This window comes from Cellulomonas wangsupingiae, from assembly GCF_024508275.1.
GTDB lineage: Bacteria > Actinomycetota > Actinomycetes > Actinomycetales > Cellulomonadaceae > Cellulomonas > Cellulomonas wangsupingiae.
On sequence record NZ_CP101989.1, the window covers coordinates 1,760,604 to 1,785,663 of the forward strand.

Below are 25,060 nucleotides of genomic sequence, written 5' to 3' on the forward strand. Positions count from 1 at the left end.
GCCGGCACCGCGCCCGGGACGCCCGTCGCCCACCGCGCGCCCTGCACCACCCCGTCGCGCGGCCCCGCGACGCCCCGCGCCGACGGACGACGCGACACCCGGCGCGGCGCCCGCCGACGAGGTCGGTCCCGACGCGCGGACGTCGGCCGGTCAGCGGGGGTCGGCCGGGCAGCGTCCTGCCCGGCCCGCACGCTCCGGTGCGGCGCCGACGGGTCCGGCGCCGGAGGCCGGGACCCCGCGGGCCGGTGGCCGCGGCCGTGCGGCCGGTGGCTCGCGGACCGCCCCGACGGGCACGAGGAAGGCCGCGACGGGCTCGACGCCCGCGACGGGATCGACGCCGGCGACCGGCCCGACGCCCGCGACGGGCCCGACCCCGGGCGCGACGCCCGCGACCGGCCCGACGCGGACGGTCACGACGTACACCGTGGGCCGGTTCTCCGGGCCCGTGCGCCCGGCGGTGGTGTCCACGACGTCCCGCGAGCGGTTCGCCGAGCGTGCGCGGGCGCGGCGCAACCTCGCGCGCCGTCAGGTCGTGGCGGTCGTCGCCGGGGTGCTCGTCACCGGTGCCCTGGGCTGGCTGCTGCTGCTCTCTCCCGTCCTCGCGCTGGACCCGGGCGAGGTCGAGGTGACCGGCGCGGGGACGGTCGTGGCCGTCGACCAGGTGCTGGCGGTCGCCGCGGAGCAGGCCGGCACGCCCCTCCCGCGCCTCGACACGGTCGAGCTGCGTGACCGGGTGCTCGAGGTGCCGGGCGTGCGTGAGGCGCGCGTCGTGCGCGAGTGGCCGCACGGTCTGGCCGTGCAGCTCGTGTCGCGCGAGCCGGTCGCCGCCGTGCCGGAGGAGGCGCCGGCCGCGGGGCTCGTGCTGCTCGACGAGCAGGGCGTCCAGGTGGGCCGCGCAGACGTGGCACCGCCCGGGCTGCCCGTGGTCGACGTCCCGGTCGGTGACGAGCGGACGCTGTCGGCGGTGCTGCGGGTCCTCGAGCAGCTGCCCGCGGACCTCCTGGCGCAGGTGGAGTCCGTGGCGGCGCAGACCCAGGACACGGTGACGATGCGGCTGCGGGACGGCGGCCCGCAGATCGAGTGGGGGAGCGCCGACGAGACACCGCTGAAGATCGCCGTCCTCACGGCGCTGCGAGCGGCGCCCGCCGCGGCCGACGCGACCGTCCTGGACGTGTCCGCGCCGCGGATGCCGGTGACGCGCTGAGCCCTCGCGGCAGTGGTCCGACGCAACGGCGTCGTGGCAAGTGCCGACACGCGCGCCCCGGTCGTTGATCCGGCGCGGGTCGCGACCTAGCGTCACGACCTGACAGCACATCTGACATAACTCTAACCCTCAACCTGAGGGTGAAGGTTCACGAGCACGACCGCGTCCCCGCGTGTCGGGGCGAGCACCAGCGGCCCGGCGCGCCGCGACCCGCGAACGAGAGGCACCCACCGTGGCAGCTCCGCAGAACTACCTGGCGGTCATCAAGGTCGTCGGCATCGGCGGAGGCGGCGTCAACGCCGTCAACCGCATGATCGAGGTCGGCCTCAAGGGTGTCGAGTTCATCGCCGTCAACACCGACGCCCAGGCCCTGCTCATGTCGGACGCCGACGTCAAGCTCGACGTCGGCCGCGAGCTGACGCGCGGGCTCGGCGCCGGCGCCGACCCCGAGGTCGGCAAGAAGGCCGCGGAGGACCACGCCGACGAGATCGAGGACGTCCTGCGCGGCGCCGACATGGTCTTCGTCACCGCGGGCGAGGGCGGCGGCACGGGCACCGGCGGTGCGCCGGTCGTCGCGCGCATCGCGCGGTCGCTCGGAGCCCTGACGATCGGTGTGGTGACACGCCCGTTCACGTTCGAGGGCCGGCGCCGCTCGGTGCAGGCGGACGCGGGGATCGAGGCGCTGCGCGCCGAGGTCGACACGCTCATCGTGATCCCGAACGACCGGCTGCTGTCGATCTCCGACCGCTCCGTGTCCGTCCTCGACGCGTTCCACTCGGCGGACCAGGTCCTGCTGTCCGGTGTGCAGGGCATCACCGACCTCATCACGACGCCGGGCCTGATCAACCTCGACTTCGCCGACGTGAAGTCCGTCATGCAGGGCGCCGGGTCCGCCCTCATGGGCATCGGCTTCGCGCGCGGCGAGGACCGGGCCGTCCAGGCCGCGGAGATGGCCATCTCGTCCCCGCTCCTCGAGGCCAGCATCGACGGTGCGCACGGCGTGCTGCTGTCGATCCAGGGCGGCTCCGACCTCGGCCTGTTCGAGATCAACGAGGCCGCCCGCCTGGTGCAGGAGGCGGCGCACGCCGAGGCCAACATCATCTTCGGCGCGGTCATCGACGACGCGCTCGGTGACGAGGTGCGCGTCACGGTCATCGCGGCCGGCTTCGACGGCGGCGGACCCGTGGTCCGCCGCGACGCGCGGGCCCTCGGCCAGGTCGGCGGCGCCACGGCGCGCCAGGTCCCGGCCGTCGCGCCGGTGACGAGCCTGCCGGCCGCGGCGACCCCGCGACCGGTGCAGCTGCCCGACGAGGACCTCGTCCCCGTCGGGACCGGCCGTGCCGCGGCCCGGCCCGGGGACATCCGTCCCGAGGCACCCACGTTCCTGTCGTCGCAGGCGGAGCCGCCGCCCGCCACGGGATCGCTCGAGGTGCCGCGGGTGCTGGCCGAGGAGTCGGCGCGCCGGGAGCGCGAGGAGCTCGACGTCCCCGACTTCCTGAAGTAGCCCGCGTGACGGTCCGCCACGGGCCGCAGGGGGACGACGTCCTCGACGTCGTCCCCCTCGGCCCCGGCGTGCTGGCGGGCTTCACGTCCCGCCGGGGCGGCGGCAGCGCCGCACCGTGGGAAGGGCTCAACCTCGGCTCGGCCGTCGGCGACGACCCCGACGTCGTCGCCGCGAACCGCACGGTGCTGCAGCGGCGGGTCGGGGTGCCGGTGGTGCTCGCCACGCAGGTGCACGGCAACGACGTCGTCGTCGTCCACGAGGACTCCTCGGACCCGGGCCGACGCGCCGACGGCCTCGTGACCACGTCGGCACGGGTCGCCGTGGCCGTCTACGTCGCCGACTGCGCGCCCGTCCTGCTGGCGGACCCCGTCGCCCGGGTGGTCGCCGCGGCGCACGCGGGCCGGGCCGGCCTCGTGGCCGGCGTCCTGCAGGCCACGGTCGACGCGATGGTCCGCGAGGGGGCCGACCCGGGCCGGGTCGTGGCCGCCGTCGGGCCCTGCATCGCGGGCCGGTCCTACGAGGTGCCGGCGACGCTCCGCGACGACGTGGCCGCGGTGGTGCCCGAGGCCGCGACGCGTTCCGCCGCCGGCACCCCGGCGGTCGACCTGGCCGCGGGCGTGGCAGCCGTCCTGCGCCGGTGCGGGGTCCGTGAGGTGCACGTCGACGGCCGGGACACCTACGCCGACCCGGCGCTGTACTCCCACCGGCGCGCGGTGCACACCGGGGGAGGTGCCACCGGGAGGTTCGCGGGGGTCGTGCGCCTGCTCGACGGCGGCGACCGGCGCGGTGGGTGAGGTCCGCGACGCGCGCGACACGCCCGCGTGTCGGCGGGCCGGGAGCGCCGGCCGTTGCTAGCGTCACCTGCGCAGGGACGTTCGACACCGCCATCGACAGGGTCCGGCACCGGCCGACCACGGCGAGGTGCGGTCGTAGCGGGCGCAGGAGTCGGGGAGGCCCGGCGGATGGGAGACGACGCGATGGCCGGAGCGCTGCGCAAGACCATGCTGTACCTCGGCCTGGCGGACGACCGGTCCGACCACGAGGAGTACCTCGACGAGTACGAGGAGGCGGAGGTCGCCGTGCCGGAGGACACCTACGAGGCCCAGGTCACCCCGCTGCACCGCGCGCCGCGGATGCAGGCCGCGCCCGCCCCGCGCGAGGCGGGCGACCTGCGCCGCATCACGACGATCCACCCGCGCTCGTACAACGACGCGCGCAAGATCGGCGAGGCGTTCCGCGAGGGCACGCCGGTGATCATGAACCTCACCGACATGGACGACGCGGACGCGAAGCGGCTCGTGGACTTCTCAGCCGGGCTCATCTTCGGCCTGCACGGCGCGATCGAGCGCGTGACGAGCAAGGTCTTCCTGCTCTCGCCCGCGCACGTCGAGCTCGCCGGTGACGCCACCAGCACGCCCGAGCCGGCGGCACGCGCCGGCTTCTACAACCAGAGCTGACCTGTGGACCTGATCCGTAGCCTGCTCTACCTGGTCGTCCTGGCGTTCTTCCTGCTGCTGCTCGTGCGCCTCGTGCTGGACTGGGTCCAGTTCTTCGCACGGGACTGGCGCCCGACGGGGGTCGCCCTCGTGGTGGCGGAGGTCACGTACTCCGTGACCGACCCGCCGCTGCGCCTGCTGCGCAGGGTCCTGCCCCCGCTCACGCTCGGGTCGGTGCGCCTGGACCTCGCTTTCCTGGTCCTCGCGCTGATCTGCTCACTGCTCCTGTCCGTCCTCGGGCGGGGGTGAACGACTCCGCGACACGCCGCGGCGCGGGCGACGACACGCCGGGCGCAGCGCGCTGCACGGGAGTGACGGGAGGCGTGCGCCGCCCGGATTCTCCGCTACCGTGGCCCGAGGCGGTCGGTGGACTGACTGCCGCCGGCCAGAGCCAGTACGACCGACAGAGGTGACGACGATGGCACTGCTCACCGCAGACGACGTCCTGAACAAGAAGTTCCAGGCGACGAAGTTCCGGGAAGGCTACGACCAGGACGAGGTCGACGACTTCCTGGACGAGGTCGTCAACACGCTGCGGGACGTCCAGGGCGAGAACGACGACCTGAAGACGAAGCTGGCAGCTGCCGAGCGGCGGATCGCCGAGCTCAGCCGGGCCGGTGCCCAGCAGGCCGCACCCGCCCCGAAGCCCGAGCCGACGCCCGAGCCCACCCCGGCCCCTGCCCCGGTCCAGCCGGCGCCCGTCCCGGCGCTCGCGCAGCCGCCCGTGGTGTCCGCCCCCGCGCCGGCGCGGGGCAACGAGCCCGAGTCCGCGACCGGCATGCTCGCCCTGGCCCAGAAGCTGCACGACGACTACGTGCGCAGCGGCCAGGAGGAGTCCGACCGGCTCATCAACGAGGCCAAGAGCCGCGCGAACCGCATCGTGCGCGAGGCCGAGGAGACGTCGCAGCGCACGCTCGGTCAGCTCGAGCAGGAGCGTTCGCTCCTCGAGCGCAAGATCGACGAGCTGCGCGTCTTCGAGCGCGACTACCGCACGCGGCTCAAGAGCTACCTGGAGAACCTGCTGGGCGACCTGGAGAACCGCGGCAACGCGCTGCCTCCCCGGTCCGGGCAGGGGCAGCCGGTGGCGGAGAACCAGAGCATCTGAGCGACGTCCGCCGCCGGAGGTGAGTGCCTGCCTCCGGCGGCGTCGTGGTGCCCAGGCAGGACGGCGCGGGCTACGCCTGGCGCCTGACCTGGTCGCACGCCCGGGAGCGGTCGGGCAGCACCCCCGCCGTCCGCGGCCCCCGGCCCCCCGTCGACCCCCGAGGATCCCGACGCGGCGCGCCCGGCCTGTCCTGTTGTGCACCAGGGCAGACGCGCATAAAGTCGCGGCACTCGAGACGGGGGGAACGTCCGTGACCATGAACCATGCACTGAGCACACTGACGGTGGGGTCCGAGGAGTGGCGGGGGGCGCTGGTCGGGCTCCTGCCCGTGCGCGACGGCGAGGAGCCGTGGACGCGGGCGGAGGTCGACGAGGTGACGGTCGACCTGACGGCGGACCGCGAGAGGCTCACCGCTGAGCTGCTCGCGGCCGGTGCGGAGCTGTCCGACCTGCTGCGCAACTCCGGCGACGGTGCCGGGGACGACCAGGCCGACTCCGGCTCGTCCGCGCTCGAGCGTGAGCACGAGCTCACGCTCGTCAACAACACGCGCGACCTGCTCGAGCAGACGTCCCACGCGCTCGACCGCCTGGCGGCCGGCACGTTCGGCGTCTGCGAGTCGTGCGGGCAGGCCATCGGCAAGGCGCGCCTGCAGGCGTTCCCGCGCGCGATGCTGTGCGTGACCTGCAAGCAGCGGGAGGAGCGCCGCTGAGCCGCCCGTAGACTCCTGCGGTGCCCACGACGGACGACGACCACGCCCTGCCCGACGACGGCCCGCGCCCTGCCGCACCCGCGGAAGGGGACGGGGACGTCACCGGCGGCGTGGTCGTCGAGCCGGAGAGGCGCCGTCGGCTGCTGCGGGCGCTCGTCGCGATCACGCTGAGCGTGCTCGCCCTCGACCAGCTCACGAAGGTGTGGGCGGTCGCCACGCTGGAGCCGCGGGTGCGGACGGAGCTGCTGGGCGACCTGTTCGGTCTGCAGCTCGTCCGCAACCCCGGTGCGGCCCTGTCCATCGCGACCGGCCTGACGTGGGTGCTCACCCTCGTCGCCGTGGTCGTCGTGGTGGTCATCGTGCGGGTCTCGCGTCGCATCGGGTCGTGGGGATGGGCCGTCGCGCTGGGGCTGCTGCTCGGCGGCGCGGTGGGCAACCTCGTGGACAGGATGGTCCGGGAGCCCGGGCCGTTCCGGGGCCACGTGATCGACTTCCTGGCGTACGGCGACCTGTTCGTCGGCAACGTCGCGGACATCGCGATCGTCGTCGCCGCGGGTCTCGTCGTCTGGTTGACGGCACGGGGCATCCACGTCGACGGCACGCGTGACGGTGCACCGGAGGAGCACGCACCGGAGGAGCGCGCACCTGACGGGTACGCGCCGGACGGGCCCGCACCGGACGGGCGCTCACCCGGCCAGGGCACGCCGTCGGTGGCGGCCGACGCCCGGGACGGTGACGCGTGAGCGGCACCCGCGCGCTGCCGGTGCCGGACGGGCTGGCCGGCGAGCGGGTCGACGCCGCGCTGGCGCGGCTCCTGGGCCTGTCCCGCACGCGCGCGGCCGAGCTGGCCGGCGAGGGGGCCGTCCGCGTGGACGGACGCGTCGTCGGCAAGTCCGACCGCCTGGTCGCCGGCGCCTACCTGGAGGTCGACCTCGCGCCACCGGCGGCGCACGAGGTCCCGGTCGTCCCGGAGCCGGTGCCCGGCATGCGGATCGTGCACGACGACGACGACCTCGTGGTGGTCGACAAGCCGGTCGGCGTCGCCGCGCACCCCTCCCCGGGGTGGGCGGGGCCGACGGTCGTCGGGGCGCTCGCCGCCGCGGGGTACCGGATCTCGACGTCCGGCTCGGCGGAGCGGCAGGGCATCGTCCACCGCCTCGACGCCGGCACCTCCGGCCTCATGGTGGTCGCGAAGAGCGAGCACGCCTACACGGTGCTCAAGCGAGCGTTCAAGGAGCGCACGGTCGAGAAGGTCTACCACGCGCTCGTCCAGGGGCACCCGTCCCCGACGACCGGCACGATCGACGCCCCGATCGGCCGCCACCCGTCCTCGGACTGGAAGTTCGCGGTGGTGGCGGGGGGCAAGCCGTCGGTGACACACTACGAGGTGCTGGAGATGCTCCCGGGCGCCTCGCTCGTCGAGGTGCACCTGGAGACGGGCCGCACGCACCAGATCCGGGTGCACTTCGCCGCGCTGCACCACAGCCTCGTCGGGGACCTCACCTACGGTGCCGACCCGGCGCTCGCGGCGCGTGTCGGGCTCACCCGGCAGTGGCTGCACGCGATGCGCCTGGGCTTCGAGCACCCCGGCACGGGGCAGTGGTTCGAGGCGACGAGCGAGTATCCCGAGGACCTCGTCGCGGGTCTCGAGACGCTCCGGGGCGCGTACTCGTAGCGTCAGTGGCGGCACGTAGGATCGCCCGCATGGCTGTTGCTGGTGGAACCGAAGACGGATCGTTCGTTCACCTCCACGTGCACAGCGAGTACTCGATGCTCGACGGCGCGGCGCGCATCGGCGAGATGCTCGACGAGGCGGGCCGGCTCGGCCAGACGGCCATGGCCATCACCGACCACGGCTACCTGTTCGGGGCCTTCGAGTTCTGGCAGAAGGCCACGGACCGGGGCATCAAGCCCATCATCGGCGTCGAGGCGTACGTCACACCGGGCACCAGCCGGTTCGACCAGAACCGGGTGCGCTGGGGTGAGGCGCACCAGGCGGCCGACGACGTCTCGGCCCGCGGGGCGTACACGCACCTGACGCTGCTGAGCCGCACCACCGAGGGCATGCACAACCTGTTCCGGATGGGCTCGTTGGCGTCCCTCGAGGGCCAGATGGGCAAGTGGCCGCGCATGGACCGCGAGCTGATGTCGCGGTACTCCGACGGTCTGATCGCGACCAGCGGGTGCCCGTCGGGCGAGATCCAGACGCGCCTGCGGCTCGGGCACTACGACGAGGCGCTGCGCGCGGCGGGCGAGCTGCAGGACATCTTCGGCAAGGAGAGCTTCTACATCGAGGTCATGGACCACGGCCTCGACATCGAGCGCCGGGTGATCAAGGACCTGCTGCGCGTCGCCGAGGGCATCGGCGCCCCGCTCGTGGCGACGAACGACCTGCACTACACGCGTGAGGAGGACGCCCACGCGCACGAGGTGCTGCTGGCGGTGCAGTCCGGCTCGACGCTCGACGAGCCGACGAGCGACCAGGGCGGCAGCCGGTTCGCGTTCAGCGGGTCCGGCTACTACGTGAAGTCCGCGGCCGAGATGCGCCGCACCTGGGCCGAGCTGCCCGAGGCGTGCGACAACACGGTGCTGATCGCCGAGCAGTGCGAGGTCAAGTTCAACACCGGGGCGAACTACATGCCGCGCTTCCCCGTCCCGGCGGGGGAGAACGAGGAGTCGTGGTTCATCAAGGAGGTCGAGCGCGGCCTGCAGCGGCGCTACCACGGCTCGGTGCCCGACGCGGTGCGCAAGCAGGCCGAGTACGAGACGGGCGTCATCACCCAGCTCGGGTTCTCCGGCTACTTCCTCGTCGTCGCCGACTTCATCAACTGGGCCAAGGCGCAGGGGATCCGCGTCGGACCGGGACGTGGCTCGGCGGCCGGTTCCATGGCGTCGTACGCCATGGGCATCACCGAGCTCGACCCGCTCGAGCACGGGCTCATCTTCGAGCGGTTCCTCAACCCCGAGCGCGTGTCCTGGCCCGACGTCGACGTCGACTTCGACGAGCGCCGGCGCGGTGAGGTCATCCGCTACGTCACCGAGAAGTACGGCGACGACCGGGTCTGCCAGATCGTCACCTACGGCACGATCAAGGCCAAGCAGGCGCTCAAGGACGCGTCGCGCGTGCTCGGCTTCCCGTTCGCGATGGGCGACAAGCTCACCAAGGCGATGCCGCCGGCCGTCATGGGCAAGGACATCCCGCTGTCGGGCATGTACGACCCCGAGCACCCGCGCTACGCCGAGGCCGACGAGTTCCGGCAGGTCGTCGCCGCCGACCCCGAGGCGCAGCGCGTCCTGGAGACGGCCCGCGGCCTGGAGAACCTCAAGCGGCAGTGGGGCGTGCACGCCGCCGGTGTCATCATGTCCAGCGAGCCGCTGCTCGACATCATCCCGATCATGAAGCGCCCGCAGGACGGCGCGATCATCACGCAGTTCGACCAGCCGGCGTCCGAGGCCCTCGGCCTGATCAAGATGGACTTCCTGGGCCTGCGCAACCTCACGATCCTCGACGACGCGCTCGAGAACATCGTGATGAACGGCAAGCCCGCGATCGAGATCGAGACGGTCCCGCTCGACGACCCGCCGACGTACGAGCTCCTGGGCCGCGGCGACACGCTCGGCGTCTTCCAGCTCGACGGCGGGCCGATGCGCTCGCTGCTGCGCCAGATGCGTCCGGACAACTTCGAGGACATCTCGGCCGTCATCGCGCTGTACCGCCCCGGCCCGATGGGCATGAACTCGCACGTCAACTACGCGTTGCGCAAGAACGGCCTGCAGGAGATCGAGCCGATCCACCCCGAGCTGGTGGAGCCGCTCGAGGAGGTCGTCGGCGTCACGCACGGCCTGATCGTCTACCAGGAGCAGGTGCAGAAGGCGGCGCAGGTGCTCGCCGGGTACTCGCTCGGACAGGCCGACCTGCTGCGCCGCGCGATGGGCAAGAAGAAGAAGGAGGTCCTCGACAAGGAGTTCATCCCCTTCCAGGCAGGCATGCGCGAGCGGGGCTACTCCGACGCGGCGATCCAGGCCGTGTGGGACGTGCTCGTGCCGTTCGCCGGCTACGCCTTCAACAAGGCGCACTCCGCGGCGTACGGCGTCGTGTCGTACTGGACCGCGTACCTCAAGGCGAACTTCCCGACCGAGTACATGGCCGCGCTGCTCACGAGCGTGCGCGACGACAAGGACAAGTCGGCGCTGTACCTCGGCGAGTGCCGCCACATGGGCATCACGGTGCTCCCGCCGGACGTCAACTCGTCGTCGGCGAACTTCACGGCCGTGGGCGTCGACATCCGCTTCGGCCTGACGGCCGTGCGCAACGTCGGTGCGAACGTCGTCGACGCGATCGTGGCGGCGCGCGAGGAGAAGGGCGCCTTCACGTCGTTCACCGACTTCCTCGACAAGGTGCCGGCCGTGGTCTGCAACAAGCGGACGATCGAGTCGCTCATCAAGGCCGGCGCCTTCGACTCCCTCGGGCACGCCCGTCGGGCGCTGCTGCTGGTGCACGAGCAGGCGGTCGACGCGGTCATCGACGTCAAGCGCAAGGAGGCGACCGGTCAGTTCGACCTGTTCGCGGACCTGGGCGGCGACGACGAGACGGGTACGGGCATCGCGGTGACCATCCCCGACCTGCCCGACTGGGACAAGAAGCAGCGCCTCGCGTTCGAGCGCGAGATGCTCGGCCTGTACGTGTCCGACCACCCGCTGTCGGGCCTCGAGCACGTGCTCTCGGCGCAGGCGGACGTCTCGATCGCGACGCTGAACGCGGACGAGGCACGTCCGGACGGCTCGACCGTCGTCGTCGCCGGGCTCGTGACGAGCCTGCAGCGCAAGATGTCCAAGCAGGGCAACCCGTGGGCGGCCGTGACGCTGGAGGACATGGAGGGGTCCGTCGAGATCATGTTCTTCGGCGAGACCTACCTCGCCTACTCCACGGTGCTGGCCGAGGACGCGGTGCTCGTCGTGCGGGGACGCGTGCGGCGACGTGACGACACGATGCAGCTGCAGGCGATGGAGGTGTCGATCCCCGACACCTCGCAGGCCGCGGACTCCCCGGTCGTCGTCTCGCTCTCCGAAGGGCGCTGCACGCCGCCCGTCGTCGAGCGGCTGCGCGAGGTGCTCTCGACGCACCCGGGCGTGACGGAGGTCCACCTGCGTCTCACCAGCCCGGGACGGGCGCTGGTCATGCGGCTCGACGACGGGCTGCGCGTCGAGCGCTCGCCGTCGCTGTTCGGGGACCTCAAGGCGCTGCTCGGCCCGAGCTGCCTCGCGTCCTAGCCCGCCGCGCCGGGCGGGGTGCTGCCGGCTCAGCCCTCGACGGTCGCCCGCTGCACGCCGCCGGGCAGGTCGACCTCGACGACGTCGCCGGGTCGCAGCTGGCGGCCCCGGCGCGTCTCGGGCTCGCCGTTGACGGTGACGGCGCCGTCGTCGAGCAGCGCGCGGGCGTGACCGCCGGTCTCGGCGATGCCGCCGAGCTTGAGGAACTGGCCGAGGCGGATGGGCTCGTCGTCGTGGCTCACGGTCACAGTCTCGCAGGTGCTGCTTAATGGTTGAGTTATATAACCAGAGGTGCAAACATGGTGGTGTGCACCCGATGGACGCCCTGGGCGAACCCGTGCGGCGCCGTCTGGTCGAGCTCATCGGTGCGGGCGAGCGCCCGGCGGGAGAGCTGGCCGCGGCCGCCGGGGCGGAGTTCGGCATCAGCCAGCCCGCCGTGTCGCGGCACCTGCGGGTGCTGCGCGAGGCCGGGCTCGTCGTGTCACGGCCGAGCGGCAGCGTCCGCCTGTACGCCGTGCAGCCGGACGCCCTCGACGAGGTCGGGCGCTGGGCGACGTCCGTCGTGCGCACCTGGTCGCCGCGCCTCGACGCGCTCGGGACCGAGGTCGCCCGCGGCCGCCGGGCCGCCGGCGGACCACCACCACAGGACGCCGCGCCGTCCGCGGACCACCAGGAGGACGCATGAGCACGCCCGCACCGCACGACGGCACGGTGACGATCCGCGAGGACGCGGCCGAGGTCACGTTCCGCCGGGTCTACGCAACGACGCCGGACGACCTGTGGCGGGCGGTCACCGAGCCCGAGCGCGCGCGTCGCTGGTTGGGCTCCCTCCACGGTGACCTGCAGGCGGGCGGCACCTACGAGCTGCGGATGGGGGAGGACAGGCCCGACGCCGACGACGTCGCGCACGGCGAGGTGCTCGTCTGCGACCCGCCGCACGCCCTGGAGCTCACCTGGCGCTTCCCCGGCGAGGAGCAGTCGCACCTGCGCGTGACCGTCGCGGACGACCCCGGCGGCGCCGTGCTGACCCTCGTGCACACGGGGCTCGACACGTCCTCGGCACGCGGCTACGGGGGTGGGTGGCACGTGATGCTCGACCGCCTCGACGACGACGTCGCGCGCGTCCGGTGCGGTCCTGGGACGAGCTGTACGCGGACCGCGCGGCGCGCTACGCCGCCGCGGGCTGACCGCGTCCCGGACGGCCCGCCCGGCCCGCCGCGCGGGCGTCCTAGACTCGACGTCGTGATCTCCCGCACCGACCTGCGCGGTCGCCGCCTGTCCCGCCGTGACCTGCTCGCCGAGCTGCCCCGGGCTGAGCTCGACGTCGAGCACGCGGCGGCCACCGTCGCCCCGATCCTGGAGGCGGTGCGCACGCGGGGGGCGGACGCGCTGCGCGAGCTCGCGGAGCGGTTCGACGGCGTGCGTCCCGTGCACCTGCGGGTGCCGGCGGACGTGCTCGCGCGGGCCACGGACGCGCTCGACCCGCAGGTGCGGGCCGCGCTCGAGGAGACGATCCGCCGGGTCCGTCAGGTCCACGCGGCGCAGCGCCCGGCGGACCTCACCGTCGACCTCGGCCCGGGTGCCCAGGTCCGCCAGCGGTGGCTCCCCGTCCGGCGCGTGGGCCTGTACGTGCCCGGCGGCCTGGCGGTGTACCCGTCGTCGGTCGTCATGAACGTCGTCGCCGCGCAGGAGGCGGGTGTCGCGTCGCTCGCCGTCGTGTCCCCGCCGCAGAAGAACCACGATGGGCTGCCCGACCCGGTCGTGCTGGCCACGTGCGCCCTGCTGGGCGTCGACGAGGTGTACGCCGCCGGCGGCGCGCAGGGCATCGCCATGCTCGCGTACGGCGCGGACGGCAGCGACGACGTGGACGGCGAGACGCTGTGCGAGCCGGTCGACGTCATCACCGGGCCCGGCAACGTCTACGTGGCGGCCGCCAAGCGCCTGGTGCGCGGGATCGTCGGCATCGACGCCGAGGCGGGGCCGACCGAGATCGCGATCCTCGCGGACGCGACGGCGGACCCCGTGCACGTCGCGGCCGACCTCATCTCGCAGGCGGAGCACGACCCGCTCGCGGCGGCCGTGCTCGTCACGCCGTCGGTCGAGCTCGCCGGTGCCGTGGAGGCCAAGCTCGCCGACCGCGCGGAGAGCACCGCCAACCGCGACCGCGTGGCCGCCGCGCTGCGTGGCTCGCAGTCCGCGATCGTCCTGGTGGACGACCTCGAGGCGGGCCTGGACGTGGTCAACGCGTACGGCGCCGAGCACCTGGAGATCCAGACGGTGGACGCCGCCGCGTGGGCGGACCGCGTCACGAGCGCCGGTGCGATCTTCGTCGGGCCCTGGTCGCCGGTGTCGCTGGGCGACTACATGGCGGGGTCGAACCACGTCCTGCCCACCGGGGGGTGCGCGCACTTCGCGAGCGGCCTGGGCGTGCACTCGTTCCTGCGGGCCGTGCAGGTCGTCGAGTACGACGCCGACGCGCTCGCGGCCGTCGCGGACCGGGTGGTGGCGCTGGCCGACGCCGAGGGTCTGCCGGCGCACGGCGAGGCCGTCCGCGCCCGGTTCTGAGCGCGGCCGACCGGCTCAGCCGACGCCGAGGACGAAGGGCAGCACCTCGGTGGCGCCCGCGCGTCGCAGCAGGCGCCCGGCGACCGTGAGCGTCCAGCCGGTGTCCGTGCGGTCGTCGACGAGCAGGACCCGTCGCCCCGCGACGCCGGCCTCGACGTCGGGCGGCAGCTCGAGGTGGCGCAGCACGTCGGCGAGGCGCTGCGCCGAGTTCACGTCGTGCCGCGACGGCGTGCCCGTCGGCAGCAACGCGCCCAGCACCGGCACACCGAGCAGTCGTGCGGTGCCCGCGGCCAGGTGCTCGACGAGGGCGGCACGGCTCTCGGACGCGATCGCCACGACCAGGTCGACCTGCGGCTGCCACGCCTCGAGCACCGTCCGCACGGGCGGCCGCAGGTTCACGGGCAGCTCGCCGGGCACCTGCTCGCGCAGGGCCTCGCGCAGCGGTCCGCCCCAGCCCAGGGCGTCGAGCCGGCCGACGGCGCGTCCCTCGGCGACCTGCTCGTCGGCCGCGATGCGGCCCTTGAGGTCGAGCCCGAGGGACCCGAGCCCGCTCGGCCACTGCCGGCGCGCGGTCACCGGCTCGCCCGGGACGGCCAGCAGCTCGCGGGCGTGGTCGACCGCCGTGGCGTCCGGCACCGCGCCGACGCTCGTGCCCGTGCACCGGTCGCACCGGCCGCAGCGCCACCCGTCCGGCAGGTCCGGGTCGTCGAGCGCGGCGCGCAGGAACGCCATGCGGCAGCCGTCGGTGGCCTGGTAGTCCAGCATGGTCTGCTGCTCGGCCCGTCGTGCGGCCGTGACGCGGGCGTACCGCTCGCCGTCGTAGGTCCACGGCCGGCCCGTCGACTCCCACCCGCCGCGCACGCGCCGCACGGCGCCGTCCACGTCGAGCACCTTGAGCATCCCCTCGAGGCGGCTGCGGCGCAGGCTGACGAACGTCTCGAGCGCGGCGGTCGACAGGGTGCCCTGGGAGTCCAGGGCGGCCAGGGTCGCGCGCACCTGGTCCTCCGGGGGGAACGCGGTGGAGGCGAACCACTCCCAGATGGCCTGGTCGTCGTGCCCCGGGAGCAGGACGACGTCGGCGCGTGCCGTCGCACGCCCGGCGCGCCCCACCTGCTGGTAGTACGCGATCGGCGACGACGGCGCGCCCACGTGCACGACGAACCCGAGGTCCGGCTTGTCGTACCCCATGCCCAGCGCGGACGTGGCGACCAGCGCCTTGACGCGGTTGGCGAGCAGGTCCGCCTCGGCCTGCTCGCGCTCGGTCGGGTCGGTCTGGCCGGTGTACGCCCGCACGTCGAGCCCCGCGGCGCGCAGGTGCTCGGTCACCTGGTCCACGGCGGCGATCGTCAGGCAGTACACGATGCCCGAGCCCTGGAGCGTGGGGAGCGTCGCGGCGAGCCAGGCCAGCCGCGTCGCGACGTCCGGCAACGCCGTGACCTGCAGTCGCAGGCTGGGGCGGTCGAGCGTGCCGCGCAGCACGAGCGTGCCGTCGCCCGGCGCGGCGCCCGCGTCCGTCACGGCGAGCTGCTCCGCCACGTCCGCCGTCACGCGCGCGTTGGCGGTGGCGGTGGTCGCCAGCACCGGGACGCCCGCCGGCAGGTCGGCCAGGAGCGTGCCGATCCGCCGGTAGTCGGGCCGGAAGTCGTGGCCCCAGTCGGAGACGCAGTGCGCCTCGTCGATCACGACGAGCCCCGCGTCGGCGGCGAGCCGCGGCAGCACCTCGTCCCGGAACCCCGGGTTGTTGAGGCGCTCGGGCGACACCAGCAGGACGTCCACCTCACCCGCGGCGATGCGGGCGTGCACGTCCTGCCAGTCCTGCTGGTTGGCCGAGTTGAGGGTCTCCGCGGCGATGCCGGCGCGCCGCGCGGCGTCCACCTGGTTGCGCATGAGGGCGAGCAGCGGCGAGACGATGATCGTCGCGCCGCGCGGCGGCCCCGCGGCGCCCCGCCGCAGCAGCGCGGTCGCGACGAAGTACACGGCCGACTTGCCCCAGCCCGTGCGCTGGACGACGAGGACCCGCCGACGGTCCGCGACCAGGGCCTCGACGGCCTGCCACTGGTCGTCGTGCAGGCGGGCGTCGTCACGGCCGACGAGCGCGCGCAGCACCTCCTCCGCCTGCGCGCGCAACGCCGCCCGGTCGACGGCGGACGGGGCTGCTGCGGTGTGCGGAGGCATGTCCGGCAGCGTACGTCGGGCGGCCGACACGGGTGCGCCGGGCGCCCGGTGGCGGCCGGCCGGTGCGTCGCGGAACCTAGACTCGGGACGTGACCGCCGCCCCCGACCTGTCGCCCGGCACGCTGCCGCTGCGCCCCGAGCTCGTCGGCATCGAGCCCTACGGTGCCCCGCAGCTGGACGTCCCGGTGCTGCTCAACGTCAACGAGAACCCGTACCCGCCGTCCGAGCAGGTCGTCGCCGACGTGGCGGCGGCCGTCGCCGACGCCACGCGAGGGCTCAACCGGTACCCGGACCGCGACTTCGCCGCCCTGCGTGCCGACCTCGCCGCGTACCTCGAGGTCGAGTCCGGCGTGCACCGCGCGCCCGAGCAGATGTGGGCCGCGAACGGCTCGAACGAGATCATGCTGCACGTGATGCAGGCGTTCGGCGGCCCCGGCCGCACGGCGCTGTCGTTCGCGCCCACCTACTCGATGTACCCCGAGTACGCGCGCGGCACGTCGACCGCGTGGGTCACCGGCCGTCGTGCCGAGGACTTCACGCTGGACCCCGAGCACGCGCGCGCGACGATCGCGCAGCACGCGCCCAGCGTCGTCCTGCTGGCCAGCCCCAACAACCCGACCGGCACCGCCCTGCCCGCGGACACCGTGCGGGCGGTCCTCGACGCCGCCGCGCGCGTGCCCGGCGGGTGCGTCGTGGTGGTCGACGAGGCGTACGGCGAGTTCCGCCGCACGGGGACGCCGTCGGCGCTCGAGCTCCTCGACGCCGCTCCCCACCTGGCCGTGAGCCGCACCATGTCCAAGGCCTTCGGCCTGGCCGGCGCCCGCGTCGGGTACCTGTCGGCCTCGCGCGAGCTCGTGGACGCGCTGCGCGTGGTGCGGCTGCCGTACCACCTGTCGGCCGTGACCCAGGCCGTCGCCCGCGCCGCGCTGCGCCACGCCCCGGAGCTGATGGCGCAGGTCGGGTCGCTGCGCGCCGAGCGCGACGCGCTCGTCGTGTGGCTGCGCGAGCACGGCTTCGAGGCCGCCGACTCGGACGCGAACTTCGTGCTGTTCGGCAGGTTCGACGACCGCGAGACGGTCTGGCAGGGTCTGCTCGACCGCGGTGTGCTCGTGCGTGTCACGGGCCCCGAGGGATGGCTCCGGGTGTCGGTCGGCACCCCGGGGGAGACGGCGGCGTTCAAGGACGCCCTGGTGGAGGTGGCGGGACGATGACTGAGGCACGCCGACGCACGGCGCGCATCGAGCGCAGCACGAGCGAGTCCAGCGTGCTGGTCGAGCTCGACCTCGACGGCACCGGACGCACGCAGATCGACACGGGCGTGCCGTTCTACGACCACATGCTCACGGCCCTCGGCAAGCACTCGCTGATCGACCTCACGGTGCAGGCGAAGGGCGACACCCACATCGACGCGCACCACACGGTCGAGGACACCGCGATCGTGCTGGGCCAGGCGCTGCGCGAGGCGCTGGGCGACAAGCGCGGGATCTCCCGCTACGGCGACGCGACGGTGCCGCTCGACGAGGCGCTCGCCCAGGCGGTGGTCGACGTCTCGGGTCGCCCGTACCTCGTGCACACCGGCGAGCCGGCCGGGCAGGAGTACCACCTCATCGGCGGCCACTTCACGGGGTCGCTGACCTCGCACGTGCTGGAGTCGATCGCGCACCACGCCGCGTTCACCGTGCACGTCCGCGTGCTCGCGGGGCGCGACCCGCACCACATCGTGGAGGCGCAGTTCAAGGCGCTCGCCCGCGCGCTGCGCGCGGCGGTCGCTCTCGACCCGCGCGTCGACGGCATCCCCTCGACGAAGGGCGCGCTGTGAGCGGGGACGACCTCGGCGACGTCCAGGTCCCGGACGACCTCTCCGGCCTGACCGCGGCGCAGTCGCCGACGGTCGCCGTCGTCGTCACGCAGGTGGCCGTCGCCGACGCGCTCGCAGCGGCGTGCTCGCTCGCCGGTGTCGACGTGGACGCCGTCCCGTCGCCGGTCGGGGCGCTGGCGGTGCTCCGCGACCCGGCGGCCGGCCTGCCGGCCGCAGGCGCGGTCTCGCGCCTGCTGCGCCAGGCGCCGGTCGTGCTGCTCGAGCGCCGTGACGGCAAGATCACGGCGTCGCAGTGGGTGGGCGGCGAGCACCAGAAGGACCTGCCCGCCGGCCTGGTGCTCTCGGGGGCGCCTCCCGTGCTCGAGGACCTGCTGCTCGGGGAGCTGCCCGTCGGCGAGGTGGAGGGCGTGGTGTCGTCGGTCGGGCTGTCGCGCTGGAAGGCCATGCGCATGCTGGCGGCCCACCGCCGCTGAGCCGTCGGGGGCGGCGGTCCGTCCGCCGGACGCGGGGCGGACCGTCCAGGTCCCGCGGGTACCCTGTCCGGCGTGTCTCCTCGTGTTGTCGTCCTCGACTACGGCTTCGGCAACGTGCGCTCCGCGGTGCGTGCGCTCGCCCGGGTCGGTGCCGACGTCGAGCTGACCGCTGACAAGCAGGCGGCCCTCGACGCCGACGGACTGGTGGTCCCCGGTGTCGGCGCGTTCGCCGCCTGCATGGCCGGCCTGCGGGCCGTGGGCGGCGCCCAGATCGTCGACCGCCGCCTGGCGGGCGGGCGTCCCGTGCTGGGCATCTGCGTCGGTATGCAGGTGATGTTCGCCGAGGGGGTCGAGCACGGGGTGCGGACCGACGGTCTCGGGCAGTGGCCCGGCGTCGTCGACCGGCTCGAAGCCGACGTCGTGCCCCACATGGGCTGGGCGGAGGTCGAGCCGCCGCAGGGATCGGTCCTGCTCGACGGCCTGGCGGGTGAGCGCTTCTACTTCGTGCACTCCTACGCCGCGCGGACCTTCCCGCTGAGCGACGCGCCGGCGGCGGGGGAGCACCCGCTGCCCGCGCCGCTCGTGACCTGGGCGGACCACGGGGGCCGCTTCGTCGCCGCGGTCGAGAACGGCCCGCTGGCGGCCACCCAGTTCCACCCCGAGAAGTCCGGCGACGCCGGCGCGCAGCTGCTGTCCCAGTGGGTCGGCTCGCTGCGCTGAGCACCGCACGGCGCCGCCCCGTCCGGGGCCGGTGCTGCACACATCCGGAGAGGACCCATGACTCCCACGCGTGAGCCCAGGCTCGAGCTGCTGCCCGCCGTCGACGTCGCCCACGGTCAGGCCGTCCGGCTCGTCCAGGGCGAGGCGGGCTCCGAGACCGCGTACGGGGACCCGCTCGCCGCGGCGCTCGACTGGTACGCCGGCGGCGCCGAGTGGATCCACCTCGTGGACCTCGACGCCGCGTTCGGGCGCGGGACGAACGCCCTGCTGCTCGGCAAGGTCGCCGCCGACCTGGCCGGCAAGGGCGTCAAGGTCGAGCTCTCCGGGGGCATCCGGGACGACGAGTCGCTCGAGCGGGCCCTCGCGACGGGCGCCGCCCGCGTCAACCTCGGCACCGCCGCGCTGGAGGACCCGGAGTGGACGGCGCGCGTCATCGCGTCGCACGGGGAGCAGATCGCCGTCGGCCTCGACGTGCGCGGCACGACGCTCGCGGCCCGTGGGTGGACCCAGGAGGGCGGCGACCTCTGGGAGGTCCTCGCGCGTCTCGACGACGCCGGCTGCTCGCGCTACGTCGTCACCGACGTCACCAAGGACGGCACGCTGCGCGGGCCCAACCTCGAGCTGCTGCGCGAGGTCTGCGCCCGCACGTCCGCGCCGGTGGTCGCCTCCGGCGGCATCTCGAGCCTCGAGGACGTCCGTGCGCTGCGCACGCTCGTGCCCGTCGGCGTCGAGGGCGCGATCGTCGGCAAGGCGCTGTACGCGGGGGCGTTCACGCTGCCGCAGGCCCTGGACGTCGCCGGGCGCCCGTGAGCGGCCGCGAGCTGCCGCCGTCGTCGCCGTTCGCGGGCGACGACGGGTCGGCCGACCCGGTCCTGGCCGACACGCTCGCCCGCTACGCGGTCGGCGACGGCTCGCTCGCGGACGTCGTCGCCGCTCTCGCACCCACGCGCGTCCTGGTGCCGGTGCTCGCCGAGCTCGAGGTCGCGGACGTGGTGGAGCACGACGGGCACGCGCACACCGTGGACAAGGAGGCGTCCGCCGGAGTCGTCGCCCTGCGCGCGCCGGACGGCCGCACGGCCCTGCCCGTGTTCACGGGCGTCGAGGCGATGGCGCGGTGGCGCGACGACGCCCGGCCCGTGCCGACCGCGGTGCCGCGTGCGGCCCTGTCGGCGGTCGCCGAGGGCTGGGAGGTGCTCGTGCTGGACGCGGCCGGCCCGGTGACCGTGGCGTTGCCGCGCACCGCCGTCTACGCGCTCGCGCAAGGGCTGGCGTGGGAGCCTGCGGTGCACGACGGTCGCGTCGCCGACGACGTGCGCGCCGCCGTGCGCGCGGCGGTGGCCGACGTGCGCCTGGTCGTGCGCGCCGACGCGGTCCCCGGGACGCGTGCCGAGGTCGCCGTCGAGCTCGGGCTGCCCCCCGGTCTCGACCGTGCGGCCCTCGACCGCGTGCTCGGTCAGGTCAACGCGGCACTCGCCCAGGACCCTGTGGTGACCGCGCGCGTGGACTCCCTCGAGCTGCGGCTGCGCGCGGCCTGAGCTCAGCGCCGGCGGACGGCCCAGGCCAGGGCCCACGCGCTGGCGACGACGGCCACCGCGAGCTGGCCGCCGAGGATCACCCGGTTGACGTCGAGCGTGGGCTGCCAGTGCGCCCCGGAACCGTCGACCACGAACACGCCGATCGGCTTGACGTGCGCCGCGAACCCGCCGCCACCGCCGTCGCCCGTGCCGTGGGCCGCGTGCCACGCCGTGCGCGAGCCGGGCTCCGCACCGCCCTCGTGCTCGCCCGGGGAGACGTCGCCGCCCCCGCTGCCCGCACCCGAGCCGGTCATCCCGGTCACGCGCGCGACCGGCACCACGAGGCATCCGTCGCGCTCGTACGCCTCACCGAAGACCCGGCGGACGGTGAACGTGTCCTCGGCTGCCCGGGTCAGCCCTGCGGGGTCGAAGCTGCGCTCTGCCATGTCGTGTCCCCTCGTGGTGGTGACGCGCCCGGCCGTCAGCCGCAGGTCGGCGCCGGTGCGAACGCGGTGTCGTCCTCCAGCATGGCGCGCAACGTGCTCACGGGCACCAAGAAGCTCATGTTCTCCGCGTTCTTCGCGTACACGACCCCGATGACGCGCCCGTCGGCGTCCAGGGCGGCCGAGCCCGAGCTGCCCGGCTCCACCGGGGCGTCGGTCACGAGCACCTCGCCGAGGTTCGTGTGGAGGGGGTCGGTGACGGCGGCGACGACGCGCCCGTCGGTCACGGTCAGCCGCCGGCCCAGGGGGTAGCCGACCACCGTGACCGGGTCCCCGACCTGCGGGTCCGCCTCGGCCAGCACGGGCGCCGCGGGGAGCGCGTCGACGGTCCGTACCACGGCGAGGTCCGCCAGCCCGGCGGTGCTGGCCGCCTCGGCCGCCACGTCCCGACCGTCGTAGGTGCTCAGCTGCAGCTCGGCCGAGTCCGCCACGACGTGCCGGTTGGTGACCAGGGTGTGCGCGTCGAGCGCGAAGCCCGAGCCGGTCGACAGGGCGCCGCACCCGATGTTGCGGATGCGCACGGCCATGCGCTGCGCCGCGTCGAAGCCGTCCGGCGACAGCTGCGAGCCGTCCGCCTCCGCCCCCGGCGCGGGCACCGTCGTCGGCACGACGCTCGTGGGCACGGGGTCGGGCGGGGCGGGCAGGTAGGCACAGCCGGCCAGGAGCGCCGACGTCACGACACCGACCGCCGGGGCCGGCAGCGCGCGCCTCACGACAGCTCGTCCTGCAGCGCGGCGTTCGCGTCCGTGGCGGCGCCGCACACCCGCTCGACGTCGCTGCGGAACCGCTCGATGTCGGCGGCGTCGTACGCGGTCGCGTCCTGCAGGTACCCGATGAGACGTTCCTGCCCGTCGACGCAGCTCACGAGGGCGGTCGCGACCTGGCCCGCCGCCTCGGAGACGCGCTGCTGGTAGTCCGCGAGCTGCTGCTGCGCGGCCGTCGTGTCGCCGAGCTGGGCCTTCTCGTCGGCGAGCTCGGTGATCCGCGTCTGCGCGGTCGCCAGCTGCGCACGCGTGGCCTCGAGCTCACCGGTGGTCGCCTCGAGCTCGGCCTGCACCTGGGCCAGCTGCTCGCCGTGCGTCCGTGCGAGGCGCTCCCACGCGGCCGCCGACTCCTCCCACGCCTGCGTGGTCGTCCACAGCCGCCACCCGAGCAGTCCGGACGCGACGAGCACCGCGACCAGCAGGACCGTCAGGACGGCCGTCGTGCGGCGCGCGGTCCGCGGTGGGCCCGTGCCGGCGGTGGGCGCACTCTCGTCGGGTCCGGTCACGGGGGGACCGGCCCAGCCCGGCGGCAGCGGTGCCGTCGGGGACGACACGGCCGGGACGGGGTGGTGTCGCCCGGGCTCGGGGGCGTGGCCGCTCGGTCCGGTCATCGGCCCAGGATAGGGCGGTGCGGTCCTCGTCCCGCGGTCCGGGTGTCAGCTGACGGGGCCGGTGAACTTCTCGCCCGGCCCCTCGCCCGGGGCGTCGGGGAACGGCGACGCCTCACGGAACGCCAGCTGCAGCGACCGCAGGCCGTCGCGCAGCGAGCGTGCGTGCTGGTTGCCGATGTCCGGGGCGGCCGCGGTGACGAGGGCCGCCAGCGCGGTGATCAGCTTGCGTGCCTCGTCGAGGTCCCGGTGCCGGGCGCCGGGGCCGTCGGCGTCGTCCTCCGCGAGGCCGCACTTGACCGCCGCGGCGCTCATGAGGTGCACCGCCGCCGCGGTGATGACCTCCACGGCGGCCACGTCGGCCAGGTCGCGCACGGCCTGCGTCGCGGGGTCCGTGGTGGGTTCGTCGGCGGGGGCGTGGCTCATGGGCCGATCCTCTCACCGACGCGTGGCGTCGCCCGCACCCGGGTGCGCGGACGGCCCCGCACCGTGGGGTGCGGGGCCGTCGGTGGCCGGGTCGCCGGCCGTGCGGGGCTGGGTCAGGCGACCGGGATGCTCGCCGTGCCGGGCTCGCCGGTCTCGACGGGCGCGTCGATCGCGGTCAGGCGCCCGCGCAGCGCGGACCCCAGGCCGGCGTCGACGTTGGTCCAGTACTGGATCGCGCGCTCGCGGATGTCCGAGCGCTTCACACCGCCGACGTGGCCGGTGATCGTGTCGAGGAACCGGGCGCGTGCCGCGTCGTCGAAGACCTCGCGGTACAGGGTGCCGGCCTGGCCGAAGTCGTCGTCCTCGGGGTGCAGGGTGGCCGCCGTGCGCACCAGGGCGCCGTCGGACTCCCAGCCACCCTCACCCGCACGCGCCGGGTCGGCCGCCGGTCCACCGACCGAGTTGGGCGCGTAGACGGGCGTGCTCGCCGACGAGAAGTGGTACCGGGCGGCACCGTCCTGCGAGTACGAGTGCACCGGCGACTGCGGCGCGTTCACCGGCAGCTGCGCGTGGTTGGTGCCCACGCGGTACCGGTGCGCGTCGGCGTAGGAGAAGATCCGCGCGAGCAGCATCTTGTCCGGGCTCGCCGCGATGCCGGGCACGAAGTTGCTCGGCGCGAACGTCGCCTGCTCGATCTGCGCGAAGTAGTTCTCCGGGTTGCGGTTGAGCTCCATCACGCCGACCTCGATCAGCGGGTAGTCGCCGTGCGGCCACACCTTGGTCAGGTCGAACGGGTTGAAGCGGTACTCCGCCGCGTCGGCGTACGGCATGACCTGGACGCTCAGCGTCCAGCGCGGGAAGTCGCCGGCCTCGATGTGCTCGTGCAGGTCGCGGATGTGGTGGTCGGCGTCGGACCCGGCGAGCTGTGCGGCGACGTCGGCGGGCATGTTCTCGATGCCCTGCTGGGTCTTGAAGTGGTACTTGACCCAGAAGCGCTCACCCGCGGCGTTGATCCACTGGTAGGTGTGCGAGCCGAAGCCGTCCATGTTCCGCCACGTGGCGGGGATGCCGCGGTCACCCATGAGCCAGGTCACCTGGTGCGCCGACTCCGGCGAGAGCGTCCAGAAGTCCCACTGCATGTCGTTGTCGCGCAGGTGCGAGCCCGGCAGGCGCTTCTGGGAGTGGATGAAGTCGGGGAACTTGATGCCGTCGCGGATGAAGAAGACGGGCGTGTTGTTGCCCACGAGGTCGTAGTTGCCCTCGGACGTGTAGAACTTCAGCGCGAAGCCGCGCGGGTCGCGCCACGTGTCGGGGGAGCCCTGCTCGCCGGCGACGGTGGAGAAGCGGGCGAGCATCTCGGTCGTCGTGCCGGGCTGGAACAGTGCCGCACGGGTGTACGCCGAGACGTCGTTCGTCACGGTGAACGTGCCGAAGGCGCCACCGCCCTTGGCGTGCACGACGCGCTCGGGGACGCGCTCCCGGTTGAACTGCGCGAGCTTCTCGACCAGGTAGTGGTCGTGCAGCGCGATCGGGCCGTCGGCACCGACGGACAGCGCGTGCGCGTCGGACGCGACGGGTGCGCCGGAGTTGGTGGTGGTGGCGGGGACGTGGGACAAGGGTGGGTTCCTCTCGTCGACCGGGCGGACGGGCCCGGCGGGGATCAGGGTGCGCGCGACGGCGCAGGGGGGTGTCAGCCGGCGGACCGGCAGGTGGGGCACATGCCCCAGAAGGTGACCTCGGCCGTCTCGACCTCGAAGCCGGAGGTCGAGCTCGGGGTCAGGCACGGAGCGTGGCCGACGGCGCAGTCCACGTCGTCGACCGCGCCGCAGCCGTGGCACACGACGTGGTGGTGGTTGTCGCCCGTGCGCCGCTCGTAGCGCGCGGGGTGCCCGGCCGGCTCGATCCGGCGCAGCAGTCCCGCGTCGGCCAGTGCGTGCAGCACGTCGTAGACGGCCTGCACCGACACGGTCGGCAGGGTCGTGCGCACCTGCTGCAGCACCCCGTCGGCATCGAGGTGCGCGTGGCCCTCGAGCGCGTCGAGCACGGCCAGCCGGGGAGCGGTCACCCGCAGCCCGTGCTGCCGCAGCAGGTCGGTGTCGGTCATGGCGGCAGCCCACCACGTTTTCTGGAATGATTCAAATATCAGCGGGACGTCGTCGTGCGGGGCACTGCGGAGGGTGCCCCGGGGCCACCGGGGGCGTCTG

General features: G+C 74.4%; 27 protein-coding genes and 1 pseudogene. 19 read left to right on the forward strand and 9 right to left on the reverse strand.

Annotation, left to right across the window (positions count from 1 at the left end):
- Positions 1-150: 150 nt before the first annotated feature.
- Positions 151-414, reverse strand: a complete 264-nt coding sequence (locus NP075_RS08160; protein ID WP_227564981.1) for a hypothetical protein — start codon at positions 412-414, stop codon at positions 151-153.
- Positions 415-424: 10 nt separating this feature from the next.
- On the opposite strand from NP075_RS08160, the gene NP075_RS08165 reads away from it, so the two are divergent.
- The 10 genes from NP075_RS08165 (at position 425) to dnaE (ending at position 11,289) form a co-directional block, all read left to right on the forward strand.
- On the forward strand, positions 425-1,204 hold the full coding sequence (locus NP075_RS08165; protein ID WP_227564980.1) for a cell division protein FtsQ/DivIB: 780 nt from the start codon (positions 425-427) through the stop codon (positions 1,202-1,204).
- A gap of 232 nt (positions 1,205-1,436) precedes the next feature.
- Positions 1,437-2,708 carry a cell division protein FtsZ gene (ftsZ, locus tag NP075_RS08170; RefSeq protein ID WP_227564979.1) on the forward strand — a complete coding sequence of 424 codons (1,272 nt, stop codon included), beginning with the start codon at positions 1,437-1,439 and terminating at the stop codon, positions 2,706-2,708.
- Between the two features lie 5 nt (positions 2,709-2,713).
- Complete coding sequence (gene pgeF / locus NP075_RS08175; protein ID WP_227564978.1) at positions 2,714-3,502, forward strand: peptidoglycan editing factor PgeF; 789 nt, start codon at positions 2,714-2,716, stop codon at positions 3,500-3,502.
- Positions 3,503-3,685: 183 nt separating this feature from the next.
- Entirely contained in the window at positions 3,686-4,165 is a 480-nt protein-coding gene (locus NP075_RS08180; protein WP_227565054.1) for a cell division protein SepF, read from the forward strand.
- 3 nt (positions 4,166-4,168) lie between these two features.
- Positions 4,169-4,453 carry a YggT family protein gene (locus NP075_RS08185; protein WP_227564977.1) on the forward strand — a complete coding sequence of 95 codons (285 nt, stop codon included), beginning with the start codon at positions 4,169-4,171 and terminating at the stop codon, positions 4,451-4,453.
- 169 nt (positions 4,454-4,622) lie between these two features.
- A complete protein-coding gene (locus NP075_RS08190) occupies positions 4,623-5,309 on the forward strand; it encodes a DivIVA domain-containing protein (protein WP_227564976.1) in 687 nt (228 codons plus the stop codon).
- A gap of 256 nt (positions 5,310-5,565) precedes the next feature.
- Entirely contained in the window at positions 5,566-6,018 is a 453-nt protein-coding gene (locus NP075_RS08195) for a TraR/DksA family transcriptional regulator (RefSeq protein ID WP_227564975.1), read from the forward strand.
- A gap of 20 nt (positions 6,019-6,038) precedes the next feature.
- Positions 6,039-6,761, forward strand: a complete 723-nt coding sequence (gene lspA / locus NP075_RS08200; protein WP_227564974.1) for a signal peptidase II — start codon at positions 6,039-6,041, stop codon at positions 6,759-6,761.
- Positions 6,758-7,693 (forward strand): RluA family pseudouridine synthase, encoded by a 936-nt coding sequence (locus tag NP075_RS08205; protein WP_227564973.1) that lies wholly within the window; start codon positions 6,758-6,760, stop codon positions 7,691-7,693. Before lspA ends, NP075_RS08205 begins: the two co-directional genes overlap by 4 nt.
- A gap of 29 nt (positions 7,694-7,722) precedes the next feature.
- Positions 7,723-11,289, forward strand: a complete 3,567-nt coding sequence (dnaE, locus tag NP075_RS08210; RefSeq protein ID WP_227564972.1) for a DNA polymerase III subunit alpha — start codon at positions 7,723-7,725, stop codon at positions 11,287-11,289.
- A gap of 29 nt (positions 11,290-11,318) precedes the next feature.
- On the opposite strand, the gene NP075_RS08215 is transcribed toward dnaE, so the two are convergent.
- A complete protein-coding gene (locus NP075_RS08215; RefSeq protein WP_284439921.1) occupies positions 11,319-11,531 on the reverse strand; it encodes an RNA-binding S4 domain-containing protein in 213 nt (70 codons plus the stop codon).
- A gap of 74 nt (positions 11,532-11,605) precedes the next feature.
- On the opposite strand from NP075_RS08215, the gene NP075_RS08220 reads away from it, so the two are divergent.
- The 3 genes and pseudogenes from NP075_RS08220 (at position 11,606) to hisD (ending at position 13,854) form a co-directional block, all read left to right on the forward strand.
- A complete protein-coding gene (locus tag NP075_RS08220) occupies positions 11,606-11,974 on the forward strand; it encodes an ArsR/SmtB family transcription factor (RefSeq protein WP_227564970.1) in 369 nt (122 codons plus the stop codon).
- A pseudogene (locus tag NP075_RS08225) lies at positions 11,971-12,387 on the forward strand (SRPBCC family protein); the annotation flags it as partial. The gene NP075_RS08220 and the pseudogene NP075_RS08225, both read left to right, overlap by 4 nt.
- Positions 12,388-12,531: 144 nt before the next feature.
- Positions 12,532-13,854, forward strand: a complete 1,323-nt coding sequence (hisD, locus tag NP075_RS08230; RefSeq protein WP_227565053.1) for a histidinol dehydrogenase — start codon at positions 12,532-12,534, stop codon at positions 13,852-13,854.
- A 15-nt stretch (positions 13,855-13,869) separates the two neighbouring features.
- Here hisD and NP075_RS08235 read toward each other — a convergent pair whose 3' ends face one another.
- Positions 13,870-16,029, reverse strand: coding sequence for a RecQ family ATP-dependent DNA helicase (locus tag NP075_RS08235; protein WP_227564969.1), 2,160 nt, complete (start codon positions 16,027-16,029; stop codon positions 13,870-13,872).
- 89 nt (positions 16,030-16,118) lie between these two features.
- Here NP075_RS08235 and NP075_RS08240 point away from each other — a divergent pair, with 89 nt between their 5' ends.
- From NP075_RS08240 to NP075_RS08265, 6 genes are all read left to right on the forward strand, one after another.
- Complete coding sequence (locus NP075_RS08240; RefSeq protein ID WP_227564968.1) at positions 16,119-17,240, forward strand: histidinol-phosphate transaminase; 1,122 nt, start codon at positions 16,119-16,121, stop codon at positions 17,238-17,240.
- Positions 17,237-17,848, forward strand: a complete 612-nt coding sequence (hisB, locus tag NP075_RS08245; RefSeq protein ID WP_227564967.1) for an imidazoleglycerol-phosphate dehydratase HisB — start codon at positions 17,237-17,239, stop codon at positions 17,846-17,848. Before NP075_RS08240 ends, hisB begins: the two co-directional genes overlap by 4 nt.
- Entirely contained in the window at positions 17,845-18,321 is a 477-nt protein-coding gene (locus tag NP075_RS08250) for a hypothetical protein (protein WP_227564966.1), read from the forward strand. Before hisB ends, NP075_RS08250 begins: the two co-directional genes overlap by 4 nt.
- Before the next feature lie 72 nt (positions 18,322-18,393).
- A complete protein-coding gene (gene hisH / locus NP075_RS08255) occupies positions 18,394-19,041 on the forward strand; it encodes an imidazole glycerol phosphate synthase subunit HisH (protein WP_227564965.1) in 648 nt (215 codons plus the stop codon).
- A gap of 57 nt (positions 19,042-19,098) precedes the next feature.
- Positions 19,099-19,851 (forward strand): bifunctional 1-(5-phosphoribosyl)-5-((5-phosphoribosylamino)methylideneamino)imidazole-4-carboxamide isomerase/phosphoribosylanthranilate isomerase PriA, encoded by a 753-nt coding sequence (gene priA / locus NP075_RS08260; RefSeq protein WP_227564964.1) that lies wholly within the window; start codon positions 19,099-19,101, stop codon positions 19,849-19,851.
- On the forward strand, positions 19,848-20,576 hold the full coding sequence (locus tag NP075_RS08265; protein ID WP_227564963.1) for an SseB family protein: 729 nt from the start codon (positions 19,848-19,850) through the stop codon (positions 20,574-20,576). Before priA ends, NP075_RS08265 begins: the two co-directional genes overlap by 4 nt.
- A gap of 2 nt (positions 20,577-20,578) precedes the next feature.
- On the opposite strand, the gene NP075_RS08270 is transcribed toward NP075_RS08265, so the two are convergent.
- The 6 genes from NP075_RS08270 to NP075_RS08295 all read right to left on the reverse strand — a co-directional run bounded on the left by NP075_RS08270 (position 20,579) and on the right by NP075_RS08295 (position 24,960).
- A complete protein-coding gene (locus NP075_RS08270) occupies positions 20,579-21,001 on the reverse strand; it encodes a hypothetical protein (RefSeq protein WP_227564962.1) in 423 nt (140 codons plus the stop codon).
- A 35-nt stretch (positions 21,002-21,036) separates the two neighbouring features.
- Positions 21,037-21,771, reverse strand: a complete 735-nt coding sequence (locus tag NP075_RS08275) for a S1C family serine protease (RefSeq protein ID WP_227564961.1) — start codon at positions 21,769-21,771, stop codon at positions 21,037-21,039.
- Positions 21,768-22,433, reverse strand: coding sequence for a hypothetical protein (locus tag NP075_RS08280; RefSeq protein WP_227564960.1), 666 nt, complete (start codon positions 22,431-22,433; stop codon positions 21,768-21,770). The genes NP075_RS08275 and NP075_RS08280 overlap by 4 nt, the downstream gene beginning before the upstream one ends.
- Before the next feature lie 45 nt (positions 22,434-22,478).
- On the reverse strand, positions 22,479-22,856 hold the full coding sequence (locus NP075_RS08285) for a DUF1844 domain-containing protein (protein WP_227564959.1): 378 nt from the start codon (positions 22,854-22,856) through the stop codon (positions 22,479-22,481).
- 113 nt (positions 22,857-22,969) lie between these two features.
- Positions 22,970-24,472, reverse strand: a complete 1,503-nt coding sequence (locus NP075_RS08290; protein WP_227564958.1) for a catalase — start codon at positions 24,470-24,472, stop codon at positions 22,970-22,972.
- Between the two features lie 74 nt (positions 24,473-24,546).
- The gene (locus tag NP075_RS08295) at positions 24,547-24,960 is read right to left on the reverse strand and encodes a Fur family transcriptional regulator (protein ID WP_227564957.1); all 414 of its coding nucleotides are present in this window, start codon (positions 24,958-24,960) and stop codon (positions 24,547-24,549) included.
- Between the last annotated feature and the right edge of the window lie 100 nt (positions 24,961-25,060).

Bases quoted from the DNA above. Each gene is read 5' to 3' on its own strand.
- NP075_RS08220 (WP_227564970.1), top strand. From the start codon at position 11,606: ATGGACGCCCTGGGCGAACCCGTGCGGCGCCGTCTGGTCGAGCTCATC.
- NP075_RS08235 (WP_227564969.1), bottom strand. From the start codon at position 16,029: ATGCCTCCGCACACCGCAGCAGCCCCGTCCGCCGTCGACCGGGCGGCG.
- dnaE (WP_227564972.1), top strand. From the start codon at position 7,723: ATGGCTGTTGCTGGTGGAACCGAAGACGGATCGTTCGTTCACCTCCAC.
- NP075_RS08280 (WP_227564960.1), bottom strand. From the start codon at position 22,433: ATGACCGGACCGAGCGGCCACGCCCCCGAGCCCGGGCGACACCACCCC.
- priA (WP_227564964.1), top strand. From the start codon at position 19,099: ATGACTCCCACGCGTGAGCCCAGGCTCGAGCTGCTGCCCGCCGTCGAC.
- hisB (WP_227564967.1), top strand. From the start codon at position 17,237: ATGACTGAGGCACGCCGACGCACGGCGCGCATCGAGCGCAGCACGAGC.
- NP075_RS08195 (WP_227564975.1), top strand. From the start codon at position 5,566: ATGAACCATGCACTGAGCACACTGACGGTGGGGTCCGAGGAGTGGCGG.
- NP075_RS08295 (WP_227564957.1), bottom strand. From the start codon at position 24,960: ATGACCGACACCGACCTGCTGCGGCAGCACGGGCTGCGGGTGACCGCT.
- NP075_RS08180 (WP_227565054.1), top strand. From the start codon at position 3,686: ATGGCCGGAGCGCTGCGCAAGACCATGCTGTACCTCGGCCTGGCGGAC.
- NP075_RS08190 (WP_227564976.1), top strand. From the start codon at position 4,623: ATGGCACTGCTCACCGCAGACGACGTCCTGAACAAGAAGTTCCAGGCG.
- NP075_RS08270 (WP_227564962.1), bottom strand. From the start codon at position 21,001: ATGGCAGAGCGCAGCTTCGACCCCGCAGGGCTGACCCGGGCAGCCGAG.
- NP075_RS08285 (WP_227564959.1), bottom strand. From the start codon at position 22,856: ATGAGCCACGCCCCCGCCGACGAACCCACCACGGACCCCGCGACGCAG.